The organism is Comamonas sp. FG99, from assembly GCF_057808605.1.
Genome location: NZ_JBMDII010000059.1, coordinates 1 through 20,356, shown reverse-complemented (window position 1 = coordinate 20,356; position 20,356 = coordinate 1). Strand labels below are relative to the sequence as shown.

The 20,356-nt window shown below is 67.1% G+C and carries 19 protein-coding genes and 1 tRNA gene; 7 read left to right on the top strand and 13 right to left on the bottom strand.

Translation table 11 applies throughout. The annotated features are described in order from the left end of the window. The first annotated feature begins 154 nt into the window (after window positions 1–154). Both ACODRX_RS24620 and ACODRX_RS24615 read left to right on the top strand, forming a co-directional pair. Window positions 155–248, top strand: a tRNA-Leu gene (locus tag ACODRX_RS24620). A 58-nt stretch (window positions 249–306) separates the two neighbouring features. Beyond that, a complete protein-coding gene (locus ACODRX_RS24615) occupies window positions 307–933 on the top strand; it encodes a DUF6806 family protein (RefSeq protein WP_488874181.1) in 627 nt (208 codons plus the stop codon). A gap of 112 nt (window positions 934–1,045) precedes the next feature. Here ACODRX_RS24615 and murI read toward each other — a convergent pair whose 3' ends face one another. Both murI and ACODRX_RS24605 read right to left on the bottom strand, forming a co-directional pair. After that, window positions 1,046–1,918, bottom strand: coding sequence for a glutamate racemase (gene murI / locus ACODRX_RS24610; RefSeq protein WP_488874184.1), 873 nt, complete (start codon window positions 1,916–1,918; stop codon window positions 1,046–1,048). A gap of 343 nt (window positions 1,919–2,261) precedes the next feature. Beyond that, window positions 2,262–2,828 (bottom strand): phasin family protein, encoded by a 567-nt coding sequence (locus tag ACODRX_RS24605; RefSeq protein ID WP_488874180.1) that lies wholly within the window; start codon window positions 2,826–2,828, stop codon window positions 2,262–2,264. Between the two features lie 505 nt (window positions 2,829–3,333). Between ACODRX_RS24605 and pncB the strand changes: the two genes are divergently transcribed. The 5 genes from pncB to ACODRX_RS24580 all read left to right on the top strand — a co-directional run bounded on the left by pncB (window position 3,334) and on the right by ACODRX_RS24580 (window position 9,727). Then, on the top strand, window positions 3,334–4,587 hold the full coding sequence (gene pncB, locus ACODRX_RS24600; protein ID WP_488874179.1) for a nicotinate phosphoribosyltransferase: 1,254 nt from the start codon (window positions 3,334–3,336) through the stop codon (window positions 4,585–4,587). A 127-nt stretch (window positions 4,588–4,714) separates the two neighbouring features. Further along, the gene (locus tag ACODRX_RS24595; protein WP_488874183.1) at window positions 4,715–6,094 is read left to right on the top strand and encodes a sodium:proton antiporter; all 1,380 of its coding nucleotides are present in this window, start codon (window positions 4,715–4,717) and stop codon (window positions 6,092–6,094) included. 16 nt (window positions 6,095–6,110) lie between these two features. Then, window positions 6,111–7,112, top strand: coding sequence for a 2-hydroxyacid dehydrogenase (locus tag ACODRX_RS24590; RefSeq protein ID WP_488874178.1), 1,002 nt, complete (start codon window positions 6,111–6,113; stop codon window positions 7,110–7,112). Between the two features lie 99 nt (window positions 7,113–7,211). Continuing rightward, complete coding sequence (locus tag ACODRX_RS24585; protein ID WP_488874177.1) at window positions 7,212–8,510, top strand: DNA recombination protein RmuC; 1,299 nt, start codon at window positions 7,212–7,214, stop codon at window positions 8,508–8,510. Beyond that, complete coding sequence (locus ACODRX_RS24580) at window positions 8,507–9,727, top strand: MFS transporter (protein WP_488874176.1); 1,221 nt, start codon at window positions 8,507–8,509, stop codon at window positions 9,725–9,727. The genes ACODRX_RS24585 and ACODRX_RS24580 overlap by 4 nt, the downstream gene beginning before the upstream one ends. On the opposite strand, the gene ACODRX_RS24575 is transcribed toward ACODRX_RS24580, so the two are convergent. From ACODRX_RS24575 to ACODRX_RS24525, 11 genes are all read right to left on the bottom strand, one after another. Then, entirely contained in the window at window positions 9,702–10,556 is an 855-nt protein-coding gene (locus ACODRX_RS24575; protein WP_488874175.1) for an LOG family protein, read from the bottom strand. The two genes, ACODRX_RS24580 and ACODRX_RS24575, sit on opposite strands and share 26 nt — an antisense overlap. A gap of 116 nt (window positions 10,557–10,672) precedes the next feature. Beyond that, entirely contained in the window at window positions 10,673–12,487 is a 1,815-nt protein-coding gene (locus ACODRX_RS24570; RefSeq protein WP_488874174.1) for a M14 family metallopeptidase, read from the bottom strand. Between the two features lie 8 nt (window positions 12,488–12,495). Continuing rightward, a complete protein-coding gene (gene mnhG, locus ACODRX_RS24565; RefSeq protein ID WP_488874173.1) occupies window positions 12,496–12,867 on the bottom strand; it encodes a monovalent cation/H(+) antiporter subunit G in 372 nt (123 codons plus the stop codon). After that, the gene (locus tag ACODRX_RS24560; RefSeq protein ID WP_488874172.1) at window positions 12,864–13,142 is read right to left on the bottom strand and encodes a K+/H+ antiporter subunit F; all 279 of its coding nucleotides are present in this window, start codon (window positions 13,140–13,142) and stop codon (window positions 12,864–12,866) included. Before ACODRX_RS24560 ends, mnhG begins: the two co-directional genes overlap by 4 nt. Continuing rightward, entirely contained in the window at window positions 13,139–13,630 is a 492-nt protein-coding gene (locus tag ACODRX_RS24555; RefSeq protein WP_488874171.1) for a Na+/H+ antiporter subunit E, read from the bottom strand. Before ACODRX_RS24555 ends, ACODRX_RS24560 begins: the two co-directional genes overlap by 4 nt. After that, window positions 13,627–15,342: a monovalent cation/H+ antiporter subunit D gene (locus ACODRX_RS24550; RefSeq protein WP_488874182.1), complete on the bottom strand. Its 1,716-nt coding sequence runs from the start codon at window positions 15,340–15,342 to the stop codon at window positions 13,627–13,629. The genes ACODRX_RS24555 and ACODRX_RS24550 overlap by 4 nt, the downstream gene beginning before the upstream one ends. After that, window positions 15,342–15,707, bottom strand: coding sequence for a Na+/H+ antiporter subunit C (locus tag ACODRX_RS24545; RefSeq protein WP_488874170.1), 366 nt, complete (start codon window positions 15,705–15,707; stop codon window positions 15,342–15,344). Before ACODRX_RS24545 ends, ACODRX_RS24550 begins: the two co-directional genes overlap by 1 nt. Then, window positions 15,707–18,652, bottom strand: coding sequence for a monovalent cation/H+ antiporter subunit A (locus tag ACODRX_RS24540; protein WP_488874169.1), 2,946 nt, complete (start codon window positions 18,650–18,652; stop codon window positions 15,707–15,709). Before ACODRX_RS24540 ends, ACODRX_RS24545 begins: the two co-directional genes overlap by 1 nt. Window positions 18,653–18,829: 177 nt before the next feature. Further along, window positions 18,830–19,243: an ExbD/TolR family protein gene (locus ACODRX_RS24535; RefSeq protein WP_488874168.1), complete on the bottom strand. Its 414-nt coding sequence runs from the start codon at window positions 19,241–19,243 to the stop codon at window positions 18,830–18,832. Between the two features lie 2 nt (window positions 19,244–19,245). Further along, window positions 19,246–19,965 (bottom strand): MotA/TolQ/ExbB proton channel family protein, encoded by a 720-nt coding sequence (locus tag ACODRX_RS24530; protein ID WP_488874167.1) that lies wholly within the window; start codon window positions 19,963–19,965, stop codon window positions 19,246–19,248. A gap of 27 nt (window positions 19,966–19,992) precedes the next feature. After that, window positions 19,993–20,356 (bottom strand): energy transducer TonB (locus ACODRX_RS24525; protein WP_488874166.1); only part of this gene is annotated, 364 nt, incomplete at its 5' end.

The window sequence follows — 20,356 nt, the reverse complement described above, 5'->3', positions numbered from 1 at the left end:
GAGCGCAACCTTGCCAAGGTTGAGGTCGACGGTTCGAGACCGTTTTCCCGCTCCATTTGCATGGGAAGCTGCGGCTTCCCATTTGTTTTTGTGCGGCGTGCAAGTGATGGCTGGCAGGGCTCGGCTCCGGCTAGAATGCCGTGTGCAAGATAGCGCCCCGATGGTGAAATTGGTAGACACTGCGGACTTAAAATCCGCCGCTTTCCTGAATAAGGGGCGTGCCGGTTCGATCCCGGCTCGGGGCACCAGTGGTGATGGCCGGCAGCTCAATCTGTTTGGCCGGGCCTAGTTTGTAGAGGTGCGATCATGCCCGGTTTCAATCCCCCTTTTGAGATTCATGTCCATGGCCAGGTGCCGTTGCGCGCCGACGTGCGCTTCGAGCAGTTGCAGGAAGCCCTGAAGCCGCTGTGGCAGTACGCGGGAGCCCGCTCGCTGGCGGACGGCGCGGAAAGCGCCTATGAGGAAGAGCCGGGCATCCAGTTCGATGCCAAGGACCACCTGCTGCAGATGTGCTGGACGGTGCGCGGCGACGAGGATTTCCGCCAGTCGCTGGATGACATGTGCATGAACCTCAACGAGCTGGCCGAGCAGGGCTCAGCCATCGAGGTCACCTTCTACGATGTGGAGTTCGATGAGGAAGACCAGGAGGACCGCGACGCCGAGTCGCGCGACGACTTCCTGATGCTGTTCGTGGGGCCGACGCCGGCCGCCATCATGCAGGTGCAGCGCGATCTGCTGGTGCAGGACGTGGTGGCCACGATGGAGCGGCATTTCGATGCCAGCGAGCTGGTCGGCGTGGTCGGCGAGATCGACAAGCTGTTCAACCAGCGTTTCGACGCTCTGGTCGATTCGCTGGAGATCGGCAAGCCACCCCGCGGCACCGGCGGTGGCGGCAGCGGCCATGGCGGCCGCCGGCCACGGCATCTGCACTGAAATATCTCAAAAAAGCATAGCTGCCAGCGCTTGCCTGCTATGGTTTTTCGATAGTTTTATGTCGGAAAACCCCGATTGGTAAGCGCTAGCAGCTATTGTTTTTATCAACCAATCAATCGATCACCACGCTCCGCTCGGTATCGGGAATGCTGGCCGGTGCGCAGGCCGAGGCCGGCAGCTGCAGCCAGGTGCGGGCTGCCTGGGCCAGTGCCGCCACGTCTCCGGTGGTGTGCAGCTGCACGCGCTGCGGCGCATCGCCAGGCGCGAGCTGGCCGGCCGCTGCCAGCAGGTCGCGGGTGCGGCGGGCCACCGGCGCGCCGGTATCGAGCAGCTGGACTTCAGCTCCGGCGATGGCGCGCAGCAGCTCGGCAACGAATACGTAGTGGGTGCAGCCCAGCACCAGCGTATCGATCTGGCCGGGCTGCGAGCCGAAGCTGCCCATGGCGCCCAGGTATCTGCGGCATAGCGCCTCGATGGCGGCCACGCTGTGCGCCGCCGCCATCGCGGGCGAGGTGCTGTCCTCGATCGCGCGCGCCAGGCCATTGCAGGCCTGCACCACGAATTGCACCGACTCGCCATGGCGCTGGCGCAGCTGCGCAAAGCGCGCGCTGTTCACGGTGCCCTGGGTGGCGATGACGCCGATCCTGCGCGTGCGGCTGGACAGCGCCGCGGGCTTGAGCGCCGGCTCGACGCCGATGATGGGCAGCTGCGGGTGCAGGCGGCGCAGCGTGTCGACCGCGGCGGCCGTGGCCGTGTTGCAGGCGACGACCAGGGCCTTGGCGTGGTGCTGCTCGCGCAGCCACTGCGCGATGGTGGCACTGCGCTCGATCACATAGGCATCGCCGCGCTCGCCGTAGGGCGCATTGGCGCTGTCGGCCAGATAGACCAGGTGCTCGTGCGGCATTTCGCGCTGCAGCGCCTGCAGCACGCTCAAGCCGCCGATGCCGCTGTCGAAGATTCCGATGGGAGATGGTGGTGCAGGCATGGTGTCGGGGCGGCGGTGTGATGGCTCGTGCATTGTAGAAAATTGCCGCCAAGTGCTGCCATAGATAAAAAAAGTTCCCCACGCTCCCCGCTGCGTGTGGTCGCTGCCCCTCCGAGAGGGGCGCTTTTTATCTTGGGGCGGCCCGACGATAAAAAAAAGCCCGGCAGAACCGGGCTTTAAAAGGATCCCTGAAACTAGGTTTCGAAAAGATCCAAGGAGACAACTGGGGGCGCTGAAATATTCAACGCCATGTGTGTATTCTAGGGTTTACCCTTTTGTTCGTGCAAGCCCTTATTCAATCTTGTTGCGTTGCAGCAACGATCACTTGCGGGCTTGCCAGAAATCAGCGCTTCTTGGCAGCGGCGGTGGCCACGTTGCTGGCGTTGGTGGCAGCCTTCATCACGTTGCTGGTGATGGTGTTGAAGTTGGTTTCGGCCACTTCGCTGGCTTGCTTCACGGCCTTTTGCACGGAGTCGTAGGCGTTGTTGGCGGCGGCAACGGCGGTCTTCATCACGGCCACGGCGCTTTCGGAGCCAGCCGGTGCGTTCTTGGCAGCGGTGTCCACGAATTCGTTGAACTTGGCTTGGGCTTCGGTCGACTTGGACTCGAAAGCCTTGCTGAATTCCAGGCCGGTGGCCGTGGCGATTTCGTACAGGTGACGGCTGTAGGCAGCGGTCTTCTCAGCCATGGGCTGCAGCAGGCCGGCTTGCAGGCTCAGCAGTTCCTGGGCGTTCTTGGCGTCCAGTGCGGCTTGTGCGTTCTTGGCGGCGTCGGTCAGCGCAGCGCGGGTGGCGGCCACGTTCAGCTCGACCAGCTTTTCCACGCCTTCGAAGGCCTTGTTGGTCAGACCGACCAGGGTTTCCAGGTTGGCTTTGTGCGCGGCCAGGATTTGATCAGGGGTGAGTGCCATTTTTTGCTCCGTTCAGTTAAGAGTTGCTACCGATATGGTGGTCAGCCTGGGGCCAACCTCGATGTGCACTGCGGGACGGTGGTGCTTCACTTATGTTGCACTGCACAATGGTTGTCATTGTAGGCGCTATTTTTATTTTTGCAAGTCTTTTTGTGCAGTGCAGCAAAATATTTTTCCATGCAATTTCAATTGGTTGCGTCGGAAACGACCTGCGCCGATACCGCGGTGCCGCCAGACCGGCTGCGCCAAGCCGCTGGCAGTCCGTATGCTAGGCGTTGCGTGATGACGCCTTGGTGACAAGGGGATTGCGCCGCGGGGGCTGGCGGCATGGGCCTGGGTGCGCCAGGGCCAGGGTTGCAGCTAGGCATGCGCCGCAGGGCGATCGCCTACACTAGGCCCTCCGCTATCGCTTTTGGGTGCAAGGCCGATGGAAGTGACGGACCATGGGGCCTGCCTGCCGCGGCGGGGCCGCGGGGCGTTGTGGACGGGCTCTTGCACTGCCTTCATGATCATCCAAAGCCTGCTCGACACCGATCTGTACAAATTCACGATGATGCAGGTGGTGTTGCATCAGTTTCCGGGGGCGTCGGTGGAGTACCGGTTCCGCTGCCGCAATCCGGGCGTGCAGCTGGCGCCGCTGGTGAGCGAGATCCGGGAGGAAGTTCGCCAGCTGTGCCGCCTGCAGTTCCAGGATGCGGAGCTGGCCTACCTGCGTTCGCTGCGTTTCATCAAGAGCGATTTCGTCGACTTCCTGAGCGTCTTCAAGCTGTCCGAGAAGTACATCACCGTCTCGCCGCTGCCCTCGGGCGAGATCGACATCACGATCCGCGGGCCCTGGCTGCACACCATCTTGTTCGAGATTCCGGTGCTGGCCATCGTCAACGAGGTGTATTTCCGCCGCACGCAGCCTCAGCCCGACTGGGAGGAGGGGCGCCGCCGCCTGGGCGGCAAGATCGCCGCGATGCGCGCTGCCGGGCTGGAGGACCTGAAGATCGCCGACTACGGCACGCGCCGGCGCTTCAGCCGCGTCTGGCAGGAAGAGGTGCTGCGCACGCTGTGCCGCGAGCTGGGCGTGAGCACGGTGCGCCCGGCGCCGGGCGCGCGGATGGGCCAGCTGGCGGGCACCAGCAACCTGCTGTTTGCGATGAAGCTGGGGCTGACCCCGCTGGGGACGATGGCGCACGAGTACCTGCAGGCTTGCCAGGCGCTGGGGCCGCGGCTGCGCGAGAGCCAGATCTATGGCTTCGAGATGTGGGCCAAGGAGTATCGCGGCGACCTGGGCATTGCGCTGTCCGACGTGTACGGCATGGATGCCTTCCTGCGCGACTTCGACCTGTATTTCTGCAAGCTGTTCGATGGCGCCCGCCACGACAGCGGCGATCCTTTCGCCTGGGGCGAGCGGCTGATCGCGCACTACCAGCACCACAAGGTCGATCCGCTGACCAGGGTGCTGATCTTCAGCGACGCGCTGACCATCCCGCGCACGATTGCGCTGTACCGGCGCTTCCACGGCCGCTGCCAGCTGGCCTTTGGCGTGGGCACCAACCTGACCAACGACCTGGGCTATGAGCCGCTGCAGATTGTGATCAAGATGACGCGCTGTAACGGCCAGTCGGTGGCCAAGATCTCGGACACGCCGGGCAAGGGCATGTGCGACGACGAGAAATACCTGGCCTACCTGCGCCAGGTGTTCGGCCTGCCGCCGGCGGACAGCGCCTCGGCCGCCAGCGTGGCGCCGGCCGCAGCGAAATCGGTGTAGATATATATCCGATATACCTATGTAGCTATATAATATGTAGCAATTTCAACCAAGAAGGAGACTGCTCATGGCACAGCGCCAAGGGGTATGCGGCAGGCCCGCAAAGGGGCGGGGCGCGGTGGCTGCCATGGCGCTGATGGTGCCCGGCTGGTGTGCGGCGGCCGAGCTGGATGGCGCCAGCCTGTCGCTGGCCTGGGGCGTGCCGTTCGCGGGCATCCTGCTGTCGATCGCGCTGCTGCCGCTGTTGGCCCCCGCTTTCTGGCACCACCATTTCGGCAAGGTGGCCGCGGGTTGGGCGCTGGCGTTCTTGCTGCCTTTCGCGGCCGTCTTCGGGTTGCCGCTGGCGGGGGCCAACCTCGTCCATGCGCTGGTGGCCGAGTACCTGCCCTTCGTGATCCTGCTCACCGCGCTGTTCACCGTGTCGGGCGGGATCTACATCCGCGGCAACCTGCACGGCAGCCCGGGCCTGAACACCGCGATCCTGGCGATCGGCGCGGTGCTGGCCAGCTTCATGGGCACCACCGGCGCGTCCATGCTGCTGATCCGCCCGCTGATCCGCGCCAACGACAGCCGCAAGCGCTGCGCGCATGTGGTGGTGTTCTTCATCTTCATCGTCTCCAACATCGGCGGCTCGCTCACGCCGCTGGGCGATCCGCCGCTGTTCCTGGGTTTTCTGAAGGGCGTGAGCTTCTTCTGGACGGTAGGCCACATCCTGCCGGAGACCTTGTCGCTGACGCTTGCGCTGCTGGCGATCTTCTATGTGCTCGATAGCTACATCTTTCGCCGCGACGGCCGCCAGCCCCGGCCCGACCCCACGCCCGACACCCACAGCCTGGGCTTCGACGGCCAGCTGAACTTCGTGCTGCTGGCCGTGGTGATCGCGCTGGTGCTGATGAGCGGGCTGTGGAAATCCGGCGTGGCCTTCGACGTGGCGGGCACGCCGGTGGGGCTGCCCGGGCTGGTGCGCGACCTCGGGCTCGTCGCGGTCACGCTGGCGTCGCTCAGGCTCACGCCCGCGGTGGTGCACCAGGCCAACCAGTTCGACTGGGGGCCGATGCAGGAGGTGGCCAAGCTGTTCGCCGGCATCTTCCTGACCATCGTCCCCGTCATCGCCATGCTCAAGGCCGGTGTCGACGGACCGTTCGGCGCCATCGTGCGCGCGGTCACGCGCGCCGACGGCAGCCCCGATCCGGCGATGTACTTCTGGGCCACCGGGCTGCTGTCCTCGTTCCTCGACAACGCGCCCACCTACCTGGTGTTCTTCAATACCGCGGGCGGCGATGCCGCAGTGCTGATGACCACGCTGGCGCCCACGCTGGCCGCGATCTCGGCCGGCGCCGTGTTCATGGGCGCCAACACCTACATCGGCAATGCGCCGAACCTGATGGTCAAGGCCATCGCCGAAAGCCGGGGCGTGCGCATGCCCAGCTTCTTCGGCTACATGGCCTGGTCGTGCGGCATCCTGGTGCCGCTGCTCATCGTCATCACCTTGATCTTCTTCCGTTAACGAAAGGATGGAGCGAATGCCCCGCGCCAAGATTCTGATTGCCCGAGCCATCTCACCCGAGGTGGTCGAACGCCTGTCCCGGCATTTCGACGTCACCGCCAACCCCGAGGACGCGGCCTGGTCGCCGCAGGAGCTGGCAGCCCGCCTGCAGGGCATGGACGGCGTGCTCACCACCGGCTCGCAGCACATAGACGCACCGCTGCTGGCCGCCTGCCCGCAGCTCAAGATCGTGGCCAACATGGCGGTGGGCTACAACAACTTCGACGTGCAGGCGATGAGCGCGGCGGGCGTGCAGGGCACGAACGCGCCGGACGTGCTGACCGAGACCACCGCCGACTTCGGCTTTGCGCTGCTGATGGCCACCGCGCGCCGCATCACCGAGAGCGAGCACTACCTGCGCGCCGGCAAGTGGAAGGACTGGCGCTACGATCTGTTCGCCGGCGCCGAGGTGCATGGCAGCACGCTGGGCATCGTCGGCATGGGCCGCATCGGCCAGGGCATTGCCAAGCGCGGCGCGCATGGCTTCGGCATGAAGGTGATCTACCACAACCGTTCGCGCCTGTCGCCCGAGCTGGAGGCCGAGTGCAAGGCCCGCTACGTGGGCAAGGAGGAGCTGCTGCAAACCGCCGACCATGTGGTGCTGGTGCTGCCCTATACGCCGGCCGCGCACCATGCCATCGGCGCGGCCGAGATCGCGCTGATGAAGCCCACGGCCACGCTGATCAACATCGCGCGTGGCGGCATCGTCGACGATGCGGCGCTGGCCCAGGCGCTGAAGGACAAGCGCATCGCGGCCGCAGGCCTGGATGTATTCGAGGGCGAGCCCTCCATCCATCCCGGGCTGCTGGACGTGCCCAACGTGGTGCTCACGCCGCACATCGCCAGCGCCACCATGGCCACCCGCCGCGCGATGGCCGATCTGGCGGCGGACAACCTCATCGCCTACCTCGCGGGCCAGCCGCCGCTCACGCCGGTGAACCAGCCCGAGCCTGTCGCCCGCGCGCAGCGCGGCGCTTGAGTTTCAGGCCAGAATAGCTGCTTGCGTTGATTGCATCGGCGCAAGCAGCTATGTTTTTTGCAGTTTGACGCTTCGCCTATCGTGCCCTTGGAAACCATTTTGCTCATTGCCGTATTGGTGGCCGTGCTCGCGGTATTGCTGGTGCTGCTGCTGCGCCGCCCGGTGGCCACGCTGCCGCAGGAGTGGCTGGAGCGCATGCTCCAGCAAGAGCGCCAGCAGCTCGCGGCGCAGCAGCACACGCAGCAGGCGCTGGCGCGCAGCGACGGCGCGCTGGCGCATTTGTCGCACAACCTGCTGCAGCAGATGCGCGACCAGAGCCAGACCAGCCAGGGCAGCATGAACGGCTTTCGCCAGGCGCTGGATGGGCGGCTGGCGCACCTCGATGCCTCGCTGACGCAGCGCTTCGAGGCCCTGGCCGCCGTGCACCGGCAGCAGGCCGAGCAGCTGCGCGCCACGATGAACGAGCGGCTGGCGCGCATCCAGCAGGACAACCAGGCCCAGCTCGAGGCCATGCGCCGCACCGTCGATGAGAAGCTGCATGCCACGCTGGAGCAGCGCCTGGGCGAATCCTTCAAGCTGGTCAGCGAGCGGCTCGAACAGGTGCACCAGGGCCTGGGCGAGATGCAGACGCTGGCCGGCAGCGTGGGCGACTTGAAGCGCGTGATGACCAATGTGAAGACGCGTGGCACCTGGGGCGAGCTGCAGCTGGGCATGATCATCGACAACCTGCTCACGCCCGAGCAGTACGCGAAGAACGTGAAGACCGTGCCGGGCAGTGACGAACTGGTCGAGTTCGCGGTGCGCCTGCCGGGCCGCAGCGGCGATGCGCCGGTGTGGCTGCCCATCGATTCCAAGTACCCGGTCGAGCACTACCAGCGCCTGCTCGATGCGCAGGATGCGGCCGACAAGGCGGCCATCGCCTCGGCCGGCAATGCCTTCGAATCCTCGATCCGCCTGGAGGCGCGCAAGATCCGCAGCAAGTACGTGGCCCCGCCGCACACCACCGATTTCGCGCTGCTGTACCTGCCCAGCGAGGCCTTGTTCGCCGAGGCCCTGCGCCGCCCCGGCCTGGCCGAGGCGCTGCAGAACGACTGCCGCGTGATGCTGGCCGGGCCGGCCAACCTGGCGGCCCTGCTCAACAGCCTGCAGATGGGCTTCAAGACGCTGGCCATAGAGAAGCGCTCGTCCGAGGTATGGGCGGTGCTGGGCCAGGTCAAGACCGAGTTCCACAAGTTCGGCGAAGTGGTGGAGGCCACGCGCAAGTCCATAGACGCGGCCGCCCGGCGCTTCGAGCAGGTGGATGTGCGCACCCGCGCCATCCAGCGCCGGCTGTCGGGCGTGCACGAGCTGCCCGAGCCGCAGCACGAAGAGCCTGGCGAGGAACGCGCGCCGCAATGACGCCCGAGCTGATCCGGCTGATCATCGGCCAGGTGTTCGTGCATGCCACGATGACCGGCATGCGCCTGGCCGCGCCGCTGCTTGCGCTGCGTGCAGGCCACAGCCCGGGCGCGGTGGGCTTCCTGCTCAGCCTGTTCGCGCTGACGCAGGTGTTTCTGGCGTTGCCGGCGGGGCGCTACACCGACCGCCACGGCTTCAGGCGGCCGATGCTGGCAGCCATCGCCACGGCAGCCTTGGGCGCGCTGATCGCGGTGGCGGTGCCGGCCTTCTGGGGGCTGTGCGTGGCCGCGCTGCTGACCGGCGGCGCCACCGGCGTGTCCATCGTCGCGCTGCAGCGCTATGCGGGCCGCCAGGCGCATGAGGCCAACGAGCTGCGCGCGATCTTCAGCTGGCTGTCGCTGGGCCCGGCGGTGGCCAATTTCATGGGGCCGTTCCTGGCCGGGCTGGTGATTGACCATGCCACCGGCGAGGCCGGCGACCAGCTGTCCTTTCGCATTGCGTTCGCGGCGCTCGCGCTACTGCCGCTGCTGTCGTGGCTGTGCGTGCGCGGCACCAGGAACGAAGCGCCGGCGCCGCTGCCGGACAGCGGCCAGCCGCACCATGCCTGGGATCTGCTGCGGCAAAAGAATTTCCGCTGGCTGCTGATCGTGAACTGGATGGTCTCGTCATGCTGGGATGCGCACACCTTCGTGGTGCCGCTGCTGGGGCACGAGAAGGGGCTGTCCGCGTCCGAGATCGGCATGGTGCTGGGCGTGTTCGCGATCGCGGCCGCGCTGATCCGGCTGCTGCTGCCGCTGCTGTCGCGCTATTGCAAGGAGATGACGGTCGTGGTCGCGGCCATGCTTGTCACCTCGCTGGGCTTTGCGCTGTATCCGCTGATGGGTTCGGTGTGGACCATGGCGCTGTGCTCGGTGGTGTTGGGCGCGGCGCTGGGCTCGGTGCAGCCCATGGCGATGAGCATGCTGCACCAGCTCACGCCCGAGGACCGGCATGGCGAGGCCGTGGGCCTGCGCCTGATGCTGATCAACGGGTCGAGCGTGGTCATGCCGCTGCTGTTCGGCTCGGCCGGCGCGGCGATCGGCGTGGGCGGCGTGTTCTGGGTGATGGGCGCGCTGATCGGCTCGGGCTCGCGCCTGGCCTGGATGCTGGGCCGGATGCCGCTGCCCGACCTGCATCCGCCCCACCAGCCGCCTAGCTCTGGTAGAAAGCCTGAATGATCCTGCAGGCCTCGTGCACGTCGTCGGTGATGTGGAACAGGCCCAGGTCGGCCTCCGAGATGGTGCCCATCTCGATCAGCACCTCGAAATTGATCGCGCGCTTCCAGAAATCCGCGCCGAACAGCACGATGGGCACGGCCTTGGCCTTGGTGGTCTGCACCAGCGTGAGCACCTCGAACAGCTCGTCCATGGTGCCGAAGCCGCCGGGAAACACCACCAGCGCCTTGGCGCGCATCATCAGGTGCATCTTGCGCAGCGCGAAGTAGTGGAACTTGAAGCACAGCTCGGGCGTGATGAAGCGGTTGCCCGACTGCTCGTGCGGCAGCGTGATGTTCATGCCGACGTTGGGCGCATGCTCTTCCGAGGCGCCGCGGTTGGCCGCTTCCATGATGCCGGGGCCGCCGCCGGTGCAGATGTAGAGGCGGTCGGCCAGCGGCTGCGTTTCGCTGTACTTGGCGACCAGGCGCGCGAAGCGGCGGGCCGCATCGTAGTAGCGGCTGTTGGCCATGGCCCGCTCGGCCAGCGCGATGGCGCGCGCGTCGCCACCGGCCTGGGCCGCCTCCAGTCTGCGCTGGGCCTCGTCGGGCGGCACGAAGCGGGCGCTGCCGAACACCACCACCGTATGGTTGATGCCCTGGGCGCGCAGCTCCAGGTCGGGCTTGAGCATTTCGAGCTGAAAGCGAATGCCCCGGGTTTCGCGGCGGGTCAGGAATTCGGGGTCGGCGAAGGCCAGCCGGTACGAGTCGCGCTTGATGGTGCTGTCCGCAGCATCCTTGCTGGCAAACAGTTCCCAGTCGTGGGTGGTGTTGACTTGGGTGGTGGCGTCCATGGTGTGGTTTTCGGAAGGCTATAAGGAAAAATGCAGGTTTGCACAGTATGCACCAGTGCTGCCAGCTATGGAAAGTGTAGCTTTGCTTGCCTGGCCGCGGGAGGGGAATGCGGGCGTCAAGGCAGCTCAATGCGCTGCCAGGCCCGGTAGGCGGCCAGCGTGGCCGCCAGCTGCGCCTGGTGCGCGAACACGAAGGCATCGCCGGTCACGGTTTCATCGGGAAACTCGGTGATCAGCGTCACCGGGGCCGGCGAGGCCTGGTTCTGCGCCATGGTGTAGGGGGTGCCGTTGAGCAGTGCGAACGGCTGCAGGCCCGAGTGCTTCTGGTACAGCGCCAGCTGGCGCGCGTTGTAGCCCGCCAGTCCGGGCACTTGCAGCAGCGCTTGCGTCACCGCTTCGGCCAGCGCCTCGGCCTGGGCCTGCCAGCCGGCGTGGTAGCGCAGGATCAGGAAGAAGCCCTTGGGTAGCGTCCACAGATCGAAGCCGCGCGGGATATAGCCGGTCAGCGGGTGCACCCATTCGTGCGCCGGATAGCCGTGCAGATTGATGTGCAGCTGCGCGCCGCTGCCGGCCAGCGCATCCTGGCGCACCACGCGCTCGTACAGCGGCTCGGCCTCGCGGTATTCGATATCGTCGCCCAGCGCGCTGTAGCGCGCCGCATGGTGCATGTGCTGCGGCGCCTGGCGGCAGTACCACTGGTGCAGCGCATAGCCGTCGGGGTTCTCCAGCGGCAGCAGCGCGAAATGGCTCGCGGGCTCGGCCGCCAGCGCCAGGCCGGCGCGCAGCGCGCCGACCACGCCCGAGGTTTCGTTGGCATGCTGGCCGCCGCTGATCAGCGCAGGCCGGTCGCTGCCGGGCTTGTACGTGGCGCCCACGGCCCGGCCCTGGCGGCTGCGCCCTTGCCAGCGCAGGCCGTGCTGCTGCACCAAGGGGTTGAAGCAGGCTTGGACCTCGGCAATCGATGGCGCCTGTGCCAGCTGCGCCAGCGCCTGCGCAGCGTCGGATGCGCCCAGCGTGGCATGCGGTTCGTCGCCGGCGGCTGGCAGCGCCTGCGTTTCGACCTGCACCTGCACATGCTGCTGGTCCAGCGGGTCGGCGTTGCTGGCGCAGCGGATGTCCGGCACGATCTGGCCGGGCTGCAGCCGGCGATCACCGGCCGGGCGGCCCGAGTGGTGCTGGAAGTGCGCCAGCAGCCCGAAATACAGCTCCTCGTGCAGCGCCTCGGCGGTGCTCATGGTTTCGCCGCTGCCGGCATCTGGGAGGGCGATGGCTTGCTCGAAGCCGGGCAGATCGATGCGCAGCAGCAGCCGGCCGAAATAGGGCTCGGCCTGCGGCCAGGGATGTTGCTGCACGGCCCGCATCGCGGCCTCGAAGGCTTGCGCGTAGTCGGTGTCCAGCGATTCACTGCGCAGCACCGTGCCGTCGGCCTGCAATTGCCGCATCCAGCCGCAGGCGGCAATCGCACTGCCGCCCCAGGCATCGGTGACCGGCTGGCAGGGCACCAGCACGCTGGCGCTTTGCTGGCGGCCGTCGCGCCACTGCAGCCGCACCTGGTAGCAGGGCGCGGCATCGCCGGGCTGCAGCTCCAGTTCGGCCTGCGCCAGCATGGCCGCGAGCGGATAGGTTTCGAGCCGGAAGCGGTTGGCCGGCGCCTGCGGCTGCACCGGATAGCGAACCTGCACCCGGGCCAGCTGCTCCAGGTCCGGCACTTCTTCGAGAAAGAAATGCACCAGTGGCTTGTAGGCGCTGCGGATGCGGGCGGCGATGCCTTGCTCGCGCAGCCGCTGCTCGGCTGCCTGGCGCGCGGCCAGGCCCTCGAACAGCCACAGCTCCCATTGCCCATCGGCGGCTGCCTGCAGCGAGCGCTGCGGTAGCTGCTGCAGCCAATGAATGAGGGTGCGGTCGATCTGGCGGGACAGCAGAACAGTCATGGGGGAACTCAGGCGTCCGGGGTATCGGTGGTCACGATGCGGCTCAGGCTGGGCGGCACGCTCTTGCCCATGCGCCGGTCGCGAAACAGCGCCGCCCGCATCAGGAAGATGGTGGTGATCGGCGTGGTGACCGCGATGAAGATCGCGATCAGCAGCGCATGCCCGGCGATGGAGCCGGTCTGCAGCGAGAAGTACAGCACCGAGCCCCAGACCACGCACCAGCAGCCCAGCGTGGCGATCACGGCCGGCGCATGCACGCGCTGGTAGTAGGTGGGCAGCCTGAACAGCCCGAGCGCGCCCAGCAGCGCGATCACCGCGCCGCACAGCACCAGCGCCGATACGGCGAGCTGGGCCCAGACCGGCAGCGCGATCTCGATCATTCGATCACCTCGCCGCGCAGCAGGAACTTGGCCATCGCGGTGGAGCCAACGAAGCCGAACAGTGAGATCAGCAGCGCCGCCTCGAAGTAGTTGGCGCTGGCATAGTGGATGCCCAGCACCAGCAGGCTGAGCATGCCGATGAGGTACATGCAGTCCAGCGCCAGCACGCGGTCCTGCGCCTGCGGGCCGCGCAGCAGGCGCACCATGGCGATGCCCATGGCCAGGAACAGGATGCCCAGCGCGATCGGGGTGCAGAAGTTCAGGATGGGGTTCATTCGAATATCTCCATCAGCGGGCGTTCGTAATGGGCCTTGACGTGGTCGATCACCGACTGGGGATCGTCGCCCTGCAGCACATGCAGCAGCAGCATGGAACGGTCGCGCGAGATCTCGGCCCAGGCGGTGCCCGGGGTGATGCACACGATCATGGCCAGCACCGCCAGGCCGTTGGGGTCGCGCAGCTGCAGCGGCACATGCACGAAGCGCCCCGGATTGCGGCTGGCCGATGGCGACAGCAGCAGGCGCAGCACGGCCAGGTTGGACGCGGTGGTGTCATGCACGATGCGCGCCGCCAGGCGCAGGATCACCAGCGGGTGGCGGATGCGCACCGGCAGCGGCCTGAGGCCCCGGGTGAGCAGGGGGATCAGCAGCGCGAACACCAGGGCCAGCGCCACATGGCCGCTGCTGAGCGAGCGGTTCACCAGCAGCCATAGCGCGCAGATGAAGAGCGACAGCAGCGGCGCGGGGAAAATGCGCTTGATCACGGCCGGCCTCCTTCCTCGCCGCTGCCGTTGACAGGGCTGGCGCCCGGCGCCGGCACCGGCTGCTTGTGCATCACCGCGCGCACATAGGTGCCGGGCGAGTAGAGGGCGTTGGCGGCGCGCTGGGTGAAGCGCATCACGTTGCCGGCCTGCAGCACGAGCGCGATGCAGCACAGCAGCAGCGCCGCGATCGGCAGGCCCTCCATCACGCGCAGCTGCGGCGTGCTGCGCCCTACGCTGGACCAGAACTCGCGGATGCCCACGCGCACCAGCGCGATTGAGGCCAGCAGCCCGGTGGCGATCATCGCCGCCATGAAGAGCCAGCCCAGCGTGCCGGGCTGGGTGCCCGACGAAGCGCCCAGGCCGAGCGGATTGAGCAGCGCGCTGAGCATGCCGAACTTGCCCACGAAGCCCGACAGCGGCGGCAGGCCGCTGATGACCAGGGTGCACACCAGGTAGCTCAGGCCGAGGAAGGCCATGGCGGCCGGGATCGCGCGGCCGATCAGCGCCTCTTCGTCCTCGTCGAGGTTCAGGCCATCGCGCGGCATCAGCTCGGGCGTGAGAAAGGGCGCCTCCTCGTCGCCGAAGCGCAGGCTGTTGCTGCCCTCGGTGCGCCAGCGGTCGATCAGGTCGGTCAGCAGGAACAGCGCCGCAACTGCCCAGGTCGAGCTGGGCAGGTAGTACAGCAGGCTGGCGGTGAGCAGGTTCTGCCCGAAGCCCAGCGCCGCCAGCAGCGTGCCCGACGACAGCAGCGCCGCATAGCCCGCCAGGTAGCCCAGCCGCTGCGAGCCCAGCATGCCGATGGCGCCGAAGCTCATGGTGGCCAGGCCCCCCAGCACCAGCCAGGCGCTGCCAAACAGGGCCGAGTCGCCGGCTTCGCTGCTGAACATCAGCGTCCACAGCCGCAGTATGGTGTACAGGCCCACCTTGGTCATCACCGCGAAGATCGCGCCCACCGGCGCGGTGGACGAACTGTAGGCCGGCACCAGCCAGAAGTTCAGCGGCCATACCGCGGCCTTGACCAGGAAGGCCGTGGCCATGAGGCCGGCGGCGGTATGCAGCAGGCCGCGGTCTGCCGGCTCGATGTGCGGCACGATCTGCGCCATGTCGGCCATGTTCAGCGTGCCGGTGATGCCATACAGCATCGACACGCCCAGCAGGAACAGCGAAGACGCCACCAGGTTGATCGCGATGTAGTGCAGGCCGTTTTGCACCCGCACCTTGCCCGAGCCGTGCAGCACCAGCCCGTACGACGCGGCCAGCATGATCTCGAAGAACACGAACAGGTTGAACAGGTCGCCGGTGAGGAAGGCGCCGGCCAGCCCCATGAGCTGGAACTGGAACAGCACATGGAAATGCACGCCGGCGCGGTGCCAGCGGGCACCCGAATAGAGTACCGCGCAGGTGGCCACCACGCTGGTGGTCAGCAGCATCAGCGCGCTGACCCGGTCGAGCACCAGCGTGATGCCGAAGGGCGCCGCCCAGTTGCCCGACAGGTAGACCTGGGTGGCCGATGCCTGGCCGTCCGCATTGCTCCACTGCAGCAGCACCACCGCCACCAGCAGGCCCAGCGCGGTGGAGCCCAGGTTCATCAGCAGCTTGGTGCGCTGGCGTTGCTCGCCCATCAGCAGCATGCAGGCCGCAGTGAGCATGGGCAGCAGGATGGGCGCCAGCATCAGGTGCGGCATCAGGGCATCGCTCCAGGCAAGCAGCATCAAGGCATCTCCTGCACGTCGCCGGCGCGGCTGCCGTCCACATGGTCGGTGCCGGTCATGCCGCGCGAGGCCAGCAGCACCACCAGGAACAGCGCGGTCATCGCGAAGCCGATGACGATGGCCGTGAGCACCAGGGCCTGGGGCATGGGATCGGCATAGTGCAGCAGGTCGGTGGGCACGCCGGGCTGGAGGATGGGCTCGCGGTCGATGGCCAGGCCCACGCGCCCCATGCTGAACATGAAGAGGTTGACCGCGTACGACAGCATGGCCAGGCCCATGATGATCTGGAAGGTGCGCGGGCGCAGCACCAGCCAGACGCCGGAGCCTGCCAGCACGCCGATGGCGATGGCGAGTATGGTTTCCATCAGCCTATCCTTTCGTCGGGGATGTGGGGGCCGGCCGGGCCGGGGTCGGCGTCATGCAGCGCGGCATGGTGGCGGAAGCCGCGCACCGACTGGTGGGCGATGCCGGTGAGCAGCAGCATCGTCGAGCCCACCACCAGCGCGAACACGCCGATGTCGAAGAACAGCGCGCTGGCGATGTGCACCTCGCCGAACCATGGCAGCTGGCCGTGCCAGGTATGGCTGGTCATGAAGGGATAGCCGAAATACCACGAACCCACGCCAGTGCCCAGCGCGAACAGCAGGCCCACCGCGATCCAGCGGCGCGGATAGATCGGCAGGTGCGACTCCACCCACTGCGTGCCCGAGACGATGTACTGCAGCAGCAGCCCGATCGACAGCACCAGGCCGGCGACGAAGCCGCCGCCCGGCTCATTGTGGCCGCGCAGGAAGATGTACATCGAGATCACCGCCGCGAACGGCAGCAGCAGGCGCACCAGCACGGCCGGCACCATCAGGTAGCCCACCGCGGTGTCGGTGGCGGTGCGCGGGTTCAGCAGATCGGTGTGCAGGTCGGCCGGCAAGAAGCGCTGCTGCTCGGGCAGGTCGAGCGCCTCGGGCGCCGGGCGAAAGCGCCGCAGCAGCGCGTAGACGGTGAGCGCCACGATGCCCAGCACCACGATTTCGCCAAAGGTGTCGAAGCCGCGGAAGTCCACCAGCATCACGTTCACCACATTGGTGCCGCCGCCCTGCGGCAGCGCCTGCTCCAGGAAGAAGGTCGAGGTGCTCTCGGGGAAAGGGCGGCTCATCATCGCATAGGCCAGCCAGGCGCTGCCGCCGCCGGCCAGCGCCGCGATCAGCAGGTCGCGCCAGCGGCGCAGCGTGACCAGCACGCCCTGCGCCGATGCCGGCGCCAGGCTCTTGTCGCGCTTGGGCATCCAGCGCAGGCCCAGCAGCAGCAGCACGGTGGTGACCACCTCCACCACGATCTGGGTGAGCGCCAGGTCCGGCGCCGAGAACCAGGAGAAGGTGAGGCAGCTCGCCAGCCCGGCGGCGCCCAGCGTGACCAGCGCGGCCAGCCGATGGTACTTGGCCAGGTAGGCGGCCGAGAGCGCGCAGGCGATGCCTATGGCCCACAGGATGGCGAAGGCCGGCGACACCGGCTGCATCGCGCGGTTGCCCAGCTTCAGGCCATGGATGAGCAGCGGCAGCGTAGCGGTGATGAGCGCGGTCAGCAGCAGCCACAGCACCTGCCATTGCCAGCGCCGCGTGCCCAGCAGGCGGCGCAGGTGGCGCCCGGTATTGGTGCCCAGCGCCAGCACCCATTCGTAGGCGCGCTGGCCGTTGAAGTGCTGCGCCACCGGCGCATCGTCCACCGTGCCGCGGTTGCGCAGCCGGCGCAGCCCGCTGTACAGTGCGATGCCGCCGGCGAGCGCCACCAGGCTCATGACCAGCGGCTCGTTGAAACCGTGCCAGATCGCCAGGCTGAATTCGGGCAGCTGGCCGCCCACCACCGGCGCCGCGGCCGCGTGCAGGAAGCGCCCCACCGCCCAGGCCGGAAAAATGCCCACCACCAGGCAGGTGAGCACCAGCAGCTCGACCGGCACCCGCATCCAGTGCGGCGGCTCGTGCGGTGCGTGCGGCAGGTCGGTGGCCGGCGGGCCGCAGAACACATCGACGGTGAAGCGCAGCGAATAGGCCACGCTGAAGATGCCCGCCAGCGTGGCCGCCACCGGCAGCGCGACCGACAGCAGCGGCGTGGTGTTGATGTACACCGTCTCGGCGAAGAACATCTCCTTGGACAGGAAGCCGTTGAGCAGCGGCACGCCGGCCATCGCGGCGCTGGCCACCATGGCCAGCGTGGCGGTGACCGGCATCATCGTCCTCAGGCCCGACAGGCGCCGGATGTCGCGCGTGCCCGACTCGTGGTCCACGATGCCGGCGGCCATGAAAAGCGAGGCCTTGAAGGTGGCGTGGTTCATGATGTGGAACACCGCGGCCACCGCGGCCAGCGGGCTGTTCAGGCCCAGCAGCAGCGTGATCAGGCCCAGGTGCGAGATCGTCGAGTACGCGAGCAGGCCCTTGAGATCGTGCTGGAACATGGCGATGTAGCCGCCCAGCAGCATGGTGGCGGGGGCGGCGCCGCCGACGATCCAGAACCACTCGGGCGTGCCGCTGAGCGCGGGCCACAGCCGCGCCATCAGGAAGACGCCGGCCTTGACCATGGTGGCCGAGTGCAGGTAGGCCGACACCGGCGTGGGCGCCGCCATGGCGCGCGGCAGCCAGAAGTGGAATGGGAACTGCGCGCTCTTGGTGAGCGCGCCCAGCAGGATCAACACCAGCAGCAGCGGGTACAGGCTGCTGTCGCGCACCTGCTGCCCGGCGGCCAGCACCTGGTCGAGTTCATAGCTGCCCGCGACATGGCCCAGGATGAGCACGCCCGCCAGCATGCACAACCCGCCGGTGCCGGTCACGGTGAGCGCCATGCGCGCGCCGCGGCGCGCATCCTTGCGGTGGTGCCAGTAGCCGATCAGCAAAAAGGAGAACAGGCTGGTCAGCTCCCAGAAGAATACGAGCTGGATCAGGTTGCCCGACAGCACCACGCCCATCATCGAGCCCATGAAGGCCAGGAAGAACGAGAAGAAGCGCGGCACCGGATCGGCCTGCGACATGTAGTAGCGCGCATACAGCACCACCAGGCTGCCGATGCCCAGCACCAGCATGGAGAACATCCAGGCGAAGCCGTCCATGCGGTAGTGCAGGTTCAGCCCCAGGTCGCCCAGCCACGGCGAGTACTGCCGCACCACGCCGCCGTCCACCACCTCCGGGAACAGCATCGCCGCGTGCCAGGCGCACAGCAGCGCGATCACTCCGGCGAGCGTGGACTCGGCATTGCGCGCATTGGCGGGCAGCAGCCCGGCCACGACGCTGCCGACGAAAGGGAAAATGACGAGGTAGGAAAGGGCCATGCTGCGATGATTTTACAAATACGCTTGACGCCTCCTGCTATGGAAACCTGAGCGGCTGCAGGATATTGCGCGCAGCCTGTGCGAAGGCGGCATGGCATGTGGATGCTTAAAAAAACAGCTGCCAGCGCTTGTGTGGCAAGCGCTGGCAGCTATAGATTTAAAAGTTGTGTCTAGTTGTCAGTGCGTCGGCTGGTCGGTGATGAAGCCAATCTTGTGCACACCGGCGCGCTGGGCTGCAGCCATGGCCTGGGCCACCTTCTCGTAGCGTACGCTCTTGTCGCCGCGGATGTGCAGCTCGGGCGGCGGGGTCTTGGCGGCCTCGGCCTGGAGCTTGCCCTCCAGCTCCGCATCGGAGATCGGGGTGTTGTTCCAGTTGTAACTGCCATCGGCCAGCACGGCGAGCTGGATGGTGTCAGGCTTGGGCTCCTCCGGCGTGGCGGCGGCGCGGGGCAGGTCGATGTTGACGGCCTGCTTCATCACCGGCACGGTGATGATGAAGATGATGAGCAGCACCAGCATGACGTCGACCAGCGGCGTCATGTTGATCTCGTTCATCACCTCGTCTGCTTCGTCCTGGGTACCGAAGGCCATGCTCAGGCGCCTTTCTTGATCGGGGTGACCACCGCCTTGTCCGAGCCCACGTTCAGGCGCGCGCCGGTCACGAAGAAGGCATGCAGGTCATGGGCAAAGCTGTTGAGCTGGCCCAGCACCGACTTGTTGCCGCGCACCAGCGCGTTGTAGCCCAGCACCGCGGGAATGGCCACGGCCAGGCCCAGCGCGGTCATGATCAGCGCCTCGCCGATCGGGCCGGCCACCTTGTCGATGGTGGACTGGCCGGACGTGCCGATGGCCACCAGCGCATGGTAGATGCCCCACACGGTGCCGAACAGGCCAATGAATGGAGCGGTGGAGCCCACCGAGGCCAGCACGGCCAGGCCCGACTGGATGCGCGCGGTGAACTCGTCGATGCTGTTGCGCAGGCAGCGCGTGATCCAGTCGCTCACGTCCAGCGAGTCGTGCAGGTGCTCTGCGGTCTTGCGGTGGTGGGCGGTGGCTTCGCGGCCTTCGAGCGCGATCTGGCGGAACGGGTTGTCGCGCTGCTGGCCCAGCGCATTGAGGCCGGCCGCGAAATCCGCGCTGTGCCAGAAGTTCTGGGCACCCTTGGCGTACTTCTTGAAGCGCATGATGTCCAGCGCCTTGACCAGGATGACGATCCATGAGGCCAGCGACATGACGATCAGAATGATGGCGACGGCCCGGGTAACAAAATCCCCCTGGGTCCAGACGTGGGCGATGCCGAATTGCGAATCCATGAAAACTCCTGCGATTGACTGTGTGTTCTATTCGAGTACGAAATTGATCGGAACGTTGTACCACATGGCCTTGGGCACGCCATTGACGGTGCCGGGCTTGAAGCGCCAGCGCCGGATGGCATCGAGCGCTGAGTTGTCCAGCCGGTCGTAGCCGCTGGACTGCTTGATTTCCACCTGCTTGGGCTCGCCGTTTTCTTCGACGAAGACGCGCACCAGCACCTTGCCATGCTCGTTCATGCGCCGGCTGATCGCGGGATAGACCGGCGCCGGATTCTTGAGGTAGGCGGCGTTGCTCGACGGCAGCTGGATCGCGGGTGGCGCGGGCGGTGCCGGGGGGGCCGGCGGCGGCGCGGGCGGTGCCGGTGGCGCGGGCGGCGCCGGAGGCGGTGCG

Excerpts from the sequence above, each read along its gene's own strand:
- pncB (WP_488874179.1), top strand. The coding sequence starts at position 3,334 with ATGATCATCCAAAGCCTGCTCGACACCGATCTGTACAAATTCACGATG.
- mnhG (WP_488874173.1), bottom strand. The coding sequence starts at position 12,867 with ATGATCGAGATCGCGCTGCCGGTCTGGGCCCAGCTCGCCGTATCGGCG.
- ACODRX_RS24590 (WP_488874178.1), top strand. The coding sequence starts at position 6,111 with ATGCCCCGCGCCAAGATTCTGATTGCCCGAGCCATCTCACCCGAGGTG.
- ACODRX_RS24615 (WP_488874181.1), top strand. The coding sequence starts at position 307 with ATGCCCGGTTTCAATCCCCCTTTTGAGATTCATGTCCATGGCCAGGTG.
- ACODRX_RS24545 (WP_488874170.1), bottom strand. The coding sequence starts at position 15,707 with ATGGAAACCATACTCGCCATCGCCATCGGCGTGCTGGCAGGCTCCGGC.
- ACODRX_RS24540 (WP_488874169.1), bottom strand. The coding sequence starts at position 18,652 with ATGGCCCTTTCCTACCTCGTCATTTTCCCTTTCGTCGGCAGCGTCGTG.
- ACODRX_RS24575 (WP_488874175.1), bottom strand. The coding sequence starts at position 10,556 with ATGGACGCCACCACCCAAGTCAACACCACCCACGACTGGGAACTGTTT.
- ACODRX_RS24550 (WP_488874182.1), bottom strand. The coding sequence starts at position 15,342 with ATGCTGCTTGCCTGGAGCGATGCCCTGATGCCGCACCTGATGCTGGCG.
- ACODRX_RS24535 (WP_488874168.1), bottom strand. The coding sequence starts at position 19,243 with ATGGCCTTCGGTACCCAGGACGAAGCAGACGAGGTGATGAACGAGATC.
- murI (WP_488874184.1), bottom strand. The coding sequence starts at position 1,918 with ATGCCTGCACCACCATCTCCCATCGGAATCTTCGACAGCGGCATCGGC.
- ACODRX_RS24595 (WP_488874183.1), top strand. The coding sequence starts at position 4,715 with ATGGCGCTGATGGTGCCCGGCTGGTGTGCGGCGGCCGAGCTGGATGGC.
- ACODRX_RS24580 (WP_488874176.1), top strand. The coding sequence starts at position 8,507 with ATGACGCCCGAGCTGATCCGGCTGATCATCGGCCAGGTGTTCGTGCAT.
- ACODRX_RS24530 (WP_488874167.1), bottom strand. The coding sequence starts at position 19,965 with ATGGATTCGCAATTCGGCATCGCCCACGTCTGGACCCAGGGGGATTTT.
- ACODRX_RS24560 (WP_488874172.1), bottom strand. The coding sequence starts at position 13,142 with ATGAACCCCATCCTGAACTTCTGCACCCCGATCGCGCTGGGCATCCTG.
- ACODRX_RS24570 (WP_488874174.1), bottom strand. The coding sequence starts at position 12,487 with ATGACTGTTCTGCTGTCCCGCCAGATCGACCGCACCCTCATTCATTGG.
- ACODRX_RS24605 (WP_488874180.1), bottom strand. The coding sequence starts at position 2,828 with ATGGCACTCACCCCTGATCAAATCCTGGCCGCGCACAAAGCCAACCTG.